We start from the raw sequence: 7,617 nt of genomic DNA, 5'->3' as shown, positions 1-7,617 counted from the left end.
TGCCCCGGCGCCCCGCCCGCGTGGCCCCCGCCTGGCTGAGCACGATGGTCTGTGCGGCCATCAGCCCTCCGCGCGGCGGCGACGGCGCGCCTTCACCGAGGCCTCCACGGTGCGGCCCTCGGTGCGGGTCTGCAGGTAGGACTGGTCCTCCACGAGGTCGGAGAGCTTGCGGTAGCCGAAGTCGCGCGGGTCGAAGTCCGCGTGCGTGCGGGACAGGTGCTGGCCGATCACGCCGAGGGAGGCCCAGCCGTCGTCCCCGGAGGTGGCGTTGACCGCCTTGACCAGGGCGGACTGCAGGTTGATGCGCGGGGTGTCGTCGGCGGTCTCGGCGTCCGAGAACACGGGGGTGACGTCGTCCGAGCGTGCGCCGGACGAGGACTCCTTCGGGGCACCCTTCCTCGCCGGCTTCTCGACCTCCTCGTCGGACTCCTCCTTCGCGGGGGAGGACTTCCGGTGGCCGCCGGCGCCGTTGCCGCCGCCGCGTCCGCCGCGCGAGCGGGAACGGCTCGAGGGCTTGGTCTCCTCGGCCTCGTCGGCGGTGTCCTCCGACGCCTCGTCGGCGTGCTCGTCCTCGGCCTCGGCGGCCTTCTTCAGCAGCTCGAGGTACACGAACTGGTCCACGGCGTTGCGCAGGGAGGCCGGGGTCTTGCGAGCGCCCAGGCCGATGACGCGCTTGCCGGACTCGCGCAGGCGCATGGCCAGGCGGGTGAAGTCCGAGTCCGAGGACACGATCGCGAAGGTGTCCACGTTGCCCATCCAGAGCAGGTCCATCGCGTCGATGATCAGCGCGGAGTCCGAGGAGTTCTTCCCCACGGTGTTGGCGATCTGCAGCATCGGCTGGATCGCCAGGGTGCTCAGCGTCTTCTTCCACCCGTTGAGGTTGGTGGTGGTCCAGTCGCCGTAGGCGCGCTTGATGGTGGGCGTGCCGTGGCTGGCCAGCTCCTCCAGGATCAGGGTGGCGTAGGACGGGGAGACGTTGTCGCAGTCGATGAGCACGGCGATGCGCGTGCCAGCAGGGGAGGGGGAGGTCATGCCTCCACCCTACGCGGGCTCCGCCCCGTCCCGACGACGGCCCCTCGCCTGCCGCCGCCGGTTCGCCCTGCGCGGCCGGCGGCCGGGGAGTGCGCGGCGGCCGGGGTGTCCTCAAGGGATCGCGGGGCGGACGACGAGACGTACCCGCCGCGCGGAGGCCCGTCCGTCACCGTCCTCGGTGGACCCGCCCCGCCACGTCCTCGGTAGAGTGGAGGGCCGGACCGTCGGCCCGTCCGGCCCCCGGAAAAACCTTCTCGAGGAGATGACGTCCCCATGCCGTTCCCGCTCCGGCGCCCGCGCCGCCTGCGTCAGTCCCCGGCGATGCGCCGCCTGGTCGCCGAGACCCGCCTGCACCCGTCCGAGCTGATCCTGCCCGCCTTCATCAAGGAGGGCGCGGACGAGCCGCTGCCCATCGCCTCGATGCCGGGCGTCGTGCAGCACACCGCCGACTCCCTGAAGGCCGCGGCGGCCGAGGCGCCGAGCTCGGCCTGGGAGGCATCATGCTGTTCGGCGTCCCCGAGTCCCGCGACGCCGAGGGCTCCGCCGGCCTCGACCCGGAGGGCGTGCTGAACCGGGCCATCCGGGACGTGAAGGCGGAGGTGGGGGACGGGCTCGTCGTGATGTCCGACCTGTGCCTGGACGAGTTCACCGACCACGGCCACTGCGGCGTGCTCCGCGAGGACGGCGCCGTGGACAACGACGCCACGCTGGAGATCTACGCGCAGATGGCCGTGGCCCAGGCCGAGGCCGGCGCCGACGTGCTCGGCCCCTCCGGCATGATGGACGGCCAGGTCCGCGTCATCCGCGAGGCCCTCGACGCCGCCGGCCACGAGGACGCCGTCATCCTCGCCTACGCCGCCAAGTACTCCTCCGCGTTCTACGGGCCCTTCCGCGACGCCGTGGACTCCCAGCTCAAGGGCGACCGCAAGACCTACCAGATGGACGCGGCGAACCGCACCGAGGCGCTGCTCGAGGTCTCCTTGGACCTCGAGGAGGGTGCCGACATGGTCATGGTCAAGCCGGCCATGTCCTACCTGGACATCGTCCGAGACGTCGCCGAGCTGGCCGACGTCCCGGTGTCCGCGTACCAGATCTCCGGCGAGTACACGATGATCGAGGCCGCCGCGGCCAACGGCTGGATCGACCGCCGCGCCGCGATCGCCGAGTCCGTGCTCTCCATCCGGCGTGCCGGCGCCGGGTCCGTGCTCACCTACTACGCGGCCGAGCTCGCCGCTGGATCAAGGAGGGGTCCCTGTGACCACCAACGCCGCGGCCTTCGCCGCAGCCCAGGCCGTCATCCCCGGCGGCGTCGACTCGCCCGTCCGCGCCTTCGGCTCCGTCGGCGGCACCCCCCGCTTCATGGCCTCCGCCGAGGGCCCGTACCTCACCGACGTCGAGGGCAACCGCTACGTGGACCTCGTCTGCTCCTGGGGCCCGATGCTCCTGGGCCACCAGCACCCCGCCGTGGTGGAGGCCGTGCACCAGGCCGTGGACGCGGGCCTGTCCTTCGGCACCTCCGTGGAGGGCGAGACCCGGCTGGCCGAGCTGATCACCTCCCGCCTGCCGGTCGAGCGCGTGCGCTTCGTGTCCACCGGCACCGAGGCCACCATGACCGCCCTGCGCCTGGCCCGCGGCGTCACCGGGCGGAACCTGATCGTGAAGTTCGCCGGCTGCTACCACGGCCATTCGGACGGCCTGCTCGCCGCCGCCGGCTCCGGTGTCGCCACCCAGGCCCTGCCGGGCTCCGCGGGCGTCACCGAGGCCGCCGCCTCCGAGACGATCGTGGTGGACTACAACTCGCCCGAGGCGCTCGAGGCCGTCTTCGCCGAGCACGGGGAGCGGATCGCCGCCGTGATCACCGAGGCCGTGCCCTGCAACATGGGTGTGGTGGAGCCCGCCGACGGCTTCAACCGGTTCCTCCGCGAGATCACCGCCAAGCACGGTGCCCTGCTCATCTGGGACGAGGTCCTCACCGGCTTCCGCGCCACCGCCACCGGCGGCTGGGGCCTGTCCGGCGAGGTCGAGGGCTGGACCCCGGACATCTGGTGCTTCGGCAAGGTGATCGGCGGCGGCCTGCCCACCGCCGGCCTCGGCGGCTCCGCCGAGATCATGGAGCACCTGGCCCCGCTCGGCCCGGTGTACCAGGCCGGAACGCTCTCCGGGAACCCGGTCGCGATGGCCGCCGGCCACGCGACCCTCGCGAACGCCGACGAGGCCGCCTACGCCCGCGTGGCCGCCGCCTCGGACGCGATCCGCGAGGGCCTGACCTCGGCGCTGTCCGCCGCGGGTGTGGACCATTCCATCCAGCGCGCAGGCACCCTGTTCTCTGTCGCCTTCGGCACCTCGGCGCACGGCGTGAAGGACTACGCCGCCGCTCAGGGCCAGGAGGTCTTCCGCCACGCCCCGTTCTTCCAGTCCATGCTGGCCTCCGGTGTGTACCTGCCACCCTCGGTGTTCGAGGCCTGGTTCGTCTCCGCCGCCCACGACGACGCCGCCGTCCAGCACGTCCTCGACGCGCTGCCGGCCGCCGCCGAGGCCGCCGCGAAGGCGACCCCGCAGAGCTGACCGGTCAGGTCCGGCCGAACCGACCACAGACGCACTGCGCCCCACCTCGTTGAGGTGGGGCGCCGTCGTCGTAGGTCCGGGCGGGCTGCGCAGTGCCGCCCGACGTTGCTGTCCTGCACACGGCCGCTCTCACGGCCCGATTCGACCTGAGAACGGCCATCTGCAGGACAGCAATGGGCCCGACGCCGCCTCCGGGCCCGCCGGCTCAGCGGATCAGAACGCGGGCGTGACGTCGCCGTTCGGCCAGGTCTCCTCCATGTACTGCTTGACCTCGTCCGAGTGCAGCAGCTCGTCCAGCTTCTGGATGGCCGGGGTGTTCTCCCCGGTGCGCCAGGCGAGGAAGTTGGCGTACGGGGAGTCCTTGGCGTCCTCCACGAACAGGGCGTCGTCCGTGGACATGCCCGCCTGCAGGATGTAGTTGCCGTTGATGATCGCCAGGTCGATCTTCGGGTCCTGGGCGATCTGCACGAGGATCTCCGGGTTGTTCTCCTCGAACTTCAGCTTCTTCGGGTTCTGCTCCTCGGTGAGGGTCAGCGCGGCCGAGTCGTCCTCGATGTCCTTCAGCAGGCCGTTCTTCTCCAGCAGCTTCAGGGCACGCGGCTGGTTGCCCGGGTCGTTGGTGATGGCGACCGTGGCACCCTCCGGGATGTCCCCGGCCTTATCGTGCTTCTTCGAGAACGCGGCGTACGGCTCGATGTGCACGCCCTCGCCGTGCTCGAACTCGTAGCCCTTCTCCTCGACCTGGGCGTCGAAGAACGGCTCATGCATGTAGTAGTTCGCGTCGATCGAGCCCTCGTCGAGCGAGATGTTGGGCTGCTGGTAGTCGTCGAACTCCTGGATCTCCAGGTCGATGCCGGCCTCCTGGGCCAGGTTCTGGTCCACGAACTCGAGGACGCGGGCATGCGGCACCGGGTTGGCGCCGACCTTCACGACGACCGGCTTGTCCGGGTTCGGCTCGGCGGTGTCGGCGCCGCCGGAGGCGCCGCAGCCGGCGAGCACGGAGGCCAGGGCGACGCCGCCCAGCCCGAGGGCGACACGACGGGTGAGGGAGGTGGTGGTGCGGGACATGGTGGTTCCTTTCGGGAGGGCGGCCCGGGTGCGGGGGCGCGGAGCGGGGGCGGAGGGGGAGGAGGAGCGCCGAGGGGTCAGCGGTGGTCGACCCGGCGGACGACGAGGTCGCCGATCCACTGGATCAGCTGGACGAGGATCACCATGACCACGATGGTCACGACCATCACACCGGTGTCGAAGCGCTGGTAGCCGTAGTTGTACGCAAGGCGTCCGAGGCCGCCGCCGCCGATCAGGCCGGCCATGGCGGAGTAGCCCACGAGGGTCACCAGGGTGGTGGTGATCGCCGCGACCAGTCCGGGCAGGGCCTCAGGCAGCAGCACCTTCTGCACGATATGCCGGCGTGAGGAGCCCATGACCTGGGCGGCGTCCACGGTGCCGGACGGGACCTCGCGCAGGGCGGCCTCCACGAGGCGGGCGAAGAAGGGGGCGGTGCCGATGGTCAGGGAGACGCACGCGGCGATCGGACCGATCGAGGTGCCCACGAGCCACGCGGTGAACGGGATCAGGGCGACCATGAGGATGGCGTACGGGATCGAACGGGTGATGTTCACGATCACGCCGGACAGGATCGGATACACGCCCGGCAGAGGGCGCAGGCCGCCGGGGCGGCCGATGTGTAGCAGCACACCGAGTGCGCCGCCGATGAGCACCGTGGCCACGCCCGAGATCACGACCATCAGCAGGGTCTCCACGATCGCCTCGGGCAGGGCCGTGGTCAGGGCCGGGTTGGAGAAAAGGTCGGTCGGCCAGGTCACTGCGCACCTCCGAAGCCGTCGGCATGGGACTGTGCGTCGGCCAGCTCGGCACGGGTGCGCAGGCGGGCACGGACGCCGTGCGGCTGCAGGTCCGCGATCACGCTGTCCGGGTCCACCGTGTCCGGCAGGCGGAGCAGGTGGTGGGCGAAGCGGCGGCCGGCGAGGTCCTCCACGGAGCCCGCGAGCAGCTCCACATCGGCACCGGCACCGCGCTCCACGAGCCGGGACACCGGGACGGCGGCGGCCTCACCGGTGGCCAGGGTCTCCAGCAGCAGGCCGCCGTGGGCCAGTGCCGAGGCCGGCAGCGGCAGCAGGGCGGACGAGAGGCGGGAGTCGAGGTCCGCGGCCACGGAGGCCAGGTCTCCGGACTCCACGATCCGTCCCGCGTCCAGCAGGGAGACCGAGTGGCACAGGCGCTTGACCACGTGCATCTCGTGGGTGATGACCAGGACGGTCAGGCCGAGGCGGGAGGACAGGTCCGCGATGAGGTCCAGGATGCCGTCCGTGGTGGACGGGTCGAGGGCGGAGGTCGGCTCGTCGCAGAGCAGCACGTCCGGGTCCGAGGCCAGAGCGCGGGCGATGCCCACACGCTGGCGCTGGCCGCCGGAGAGCTGGGCCGGGTACGAGTCCGCGAAGCCCTCCAGACCCACGAGTGCCAGGAGCTCGTCGGCGCGGGTGCGGCGGGCGGCGGCCTTCGCACCGGTGACCTCGAGCGGATACGCCACGTTGTCACGGACGGTGCGGGAGTGGAACAGGTTGGCGTGTTGGAACACCATGCCGATGCGTCGGCGGGCCTTGAGCAGGTCGCCGGCGGACACGGAGGCCAGGTCCAGGCCGTTGACCTCGACGGCCCCGGAGGTCGGCTTCTCGAGCATCGTCAGGCAGCGCACCAGCGTGGACTTGCCGGCGCCGGAGTGGCCGATGATGCCGTGGATCGAACCGGCCGGGACGTCCAGTGAGACGCCGCGCAGGGCCTCGACCGTGCGGGACCCCTGGGTGAACGTCTTGGTCAGGTCCCGCACCGAGATCATCGGGGCGGCGGCACGGCGTCCGCCGGCAGGGGTGGTGCCGGAGGCAGGGGAGGGGCCGGTGCCGGGCGTGTGATGCGCGGGCACGGCAGCGCTGTGAGACATGCGTCTTCCTTCCATCGGTCCTGGCGGTAGCACCTGCGTCCCGATCGGGGACGTGGTTGCTGCGGCGTCACAGAGCCAGGTCTCTCAGCCGCTCCAGATGGGCGGGCGTCGCGGGCGGGGGTGGTGCCCACGACGCGTACTCGACGTAGAGCAGTAAAGCACCGGAAGGGGGCGGGGGCGCCGCGCGGACAGGCCGCTGTGGCCTCCCTCTCCGACAGCGACGTCACATGGCGTCACAATTCCCGTCCTGCGGCGGGTCAGGCCTGCGGCTCGACCGGCCAGGCGCGGGACACGGTGGCCTGCGGGTCCTTACGGCGCAGGTACTCCTCGAAGCTGGCGGCCTGCTCGGCCTTCCAGGTCACCTGCCGCTCGTGCAGCTCGGCGGGGTCGATGCGCAGCCTGTCGTACGTGCGGGCGAGGGCGTCTGCGACGTGGACGCCGGCGAGGGCGTCCGCCGCCGAGGTGTGGGCGTTCTCCAGGGTGACGCCGTAGTGCTCCGAGACCACGGACAGGGTGCGCTTGCCCTTGCGGAAGCGGTCCATCTGGCGGTCCAGCACGAACGGGTCCAGCACCGGCTTCGGGTCCAGGGGCGTCAGCCCGTGCGCCGGGCCTCACGGTCCATCACGGTGAAGTCGTACACCCCGTTGAACGCGATGACCGGGATCCCGGCGCGGAAGAGGTCCCGCAGCGTCTCGAGGATCTCCGTGATGCCCTGTGCGGCGGGCATCCCCTCGGCCTGGGCCCTGGCGGTGGTGACACCGTGGACCTCGGCGGCCTCCTCCGGGATCGGCACGCCCGGGTCCAGCAGCCACTCGGCGGACGATCGGGCTGTGCCCTCGCCGTCGACCATGACGATCGTCGCCGTGACGATCAGTGCCTTCGAGGGGTCCCGTCCGGTGGTCTCCAGGTCGAAGCCCGCCCGGATCTGCTCATGCCAGTTCACGGTCTCCACGCTACCGCGCCCCCCCCCTCCCCCTGCCAGGATGAGACTGGTCGTGACAACGGACAACGGCTTACCCCGTCCTTCCCTGCCAACGAATCAACCAAGACCTACGCCCAAC

At 71.6% G+C, this 7,617-nt stretch carries 5 protein-coding genes, 2 pseudogenes and 1 riboswitch; of the genes and pseudogenes, 2 read left to right on the top strand and 5 right to left on the bottom strand.

The annotated features are described in order from the left end of the window. Positions 1-60: 60 nt before the first annotated feature. Complete coding sequence (locus tag AC2W7A_RS07015) at positions 61-1,032, bottom strand: NYN domain-containing protein (protein ID WP_485990725.1); 972 nt, start codon at positions 1,030-1,032, stop codon at positions 61-63. A 273-nt stretch (positions 1,033-1,305) separates the two neighbouring features. Between AC2W7A_RS07015 and hemB the strand changes: the two are divergent. Beyond that, positions 1,306-2,290 (top strand): annotated as a pseudogene (gene hemB, locus AC2W7A_RS07010) (porphobilinogen synthase). Beyond that, positions 2,287-3,597, top strand: a complete 1,311-nt coding sequence (hemL, locus tag AC2W7A_RS07005) for a glutamate-1-semialdehyde 2,1-aminomutase (RefSeq protein ID WP_485990724.1) — start codon at positions 2,287-2,289, stop codon at positions 3,595-3,597. The pseudogene hemB and the gene hemL overlap by 4 nt, the downstream one beginning before the upstream one ends. Before the next feature lie 213 nt (positions 3,598-3,810). Here the strand turns inward: hemL and AC2W7A_RS07000 are convergent, their stop codons facing one another. The 4 genes and pseudogenes from AC2W7A_RS07000 to AC2W7A_RS06985 all read right to left on the bottom strand — a co-directional run bounded on the left by AC2W7A_RS07000 (position 3,811) and on the right by AC2W7A_RS06985 (position 7,499). Next, entirely contained in the window at positions 3,811-4,665 is an 855-nt protein-coding gene (locus AC2W7A_RS07000; protein ID WP_485990723.1) for a MetQ/NlpA family ABC transporter substrate-binding protein, read from the bottom strand. A 77-nt stretch (positions 4,666-4,742) separates the two neighbouring features. Continuing rightward, a complete protein-coding gene (locus AC2W7A_RS06995; protein WP_485990722.1) occupies positions 4,743-5,423 on the bottom strand; it encodes a methionine ABC transporter permease in 681 nt (226 codons plus the stop codon). Continuing rightward, the gene (locus tag AC2W7A_RS06990) at positions 5,420-6,556 is read right to left on the bottom strand and encodes a methionine ABC transporter ATP-binding protein (RefSeq protein ID WP_485990721.1); all 1,137 of its coding nucleotides are present in this window, start codon (positions 6,554-6,556) and stop codon (positions 5,420-5,422) included. The genes AC2W7A_RS06995 and AC2W7A_RS06990 overlap by 4 nt, the downstream gene beginning before the upstream one ends. A gap of 8 nt (positions 6,557-6,564) precedes the next feature. After that, a riboswitch (SAM riboswitch) is annotated at positions 6,565-6,660 on the bottom strand. Positions 6,661-6,813: 153 nt separating this feature from the next. Then, positions 6,814-7,499, bottom strand: a pseudogene (locus AC2W7A_RS06985) (exonuclease domain-containing protein). Positions 7,500-7,617: the final 118 nt, after the last annotated feature.

The organism is Micrococcus sp. LASM2_SD2 (genome assembly GCF_057364565.1).
The sequence above is the reverse complement of the archived record's forward strand: the minus strand, read 5'-3'. Positions and strand labels throughout refer to the sequence as shown.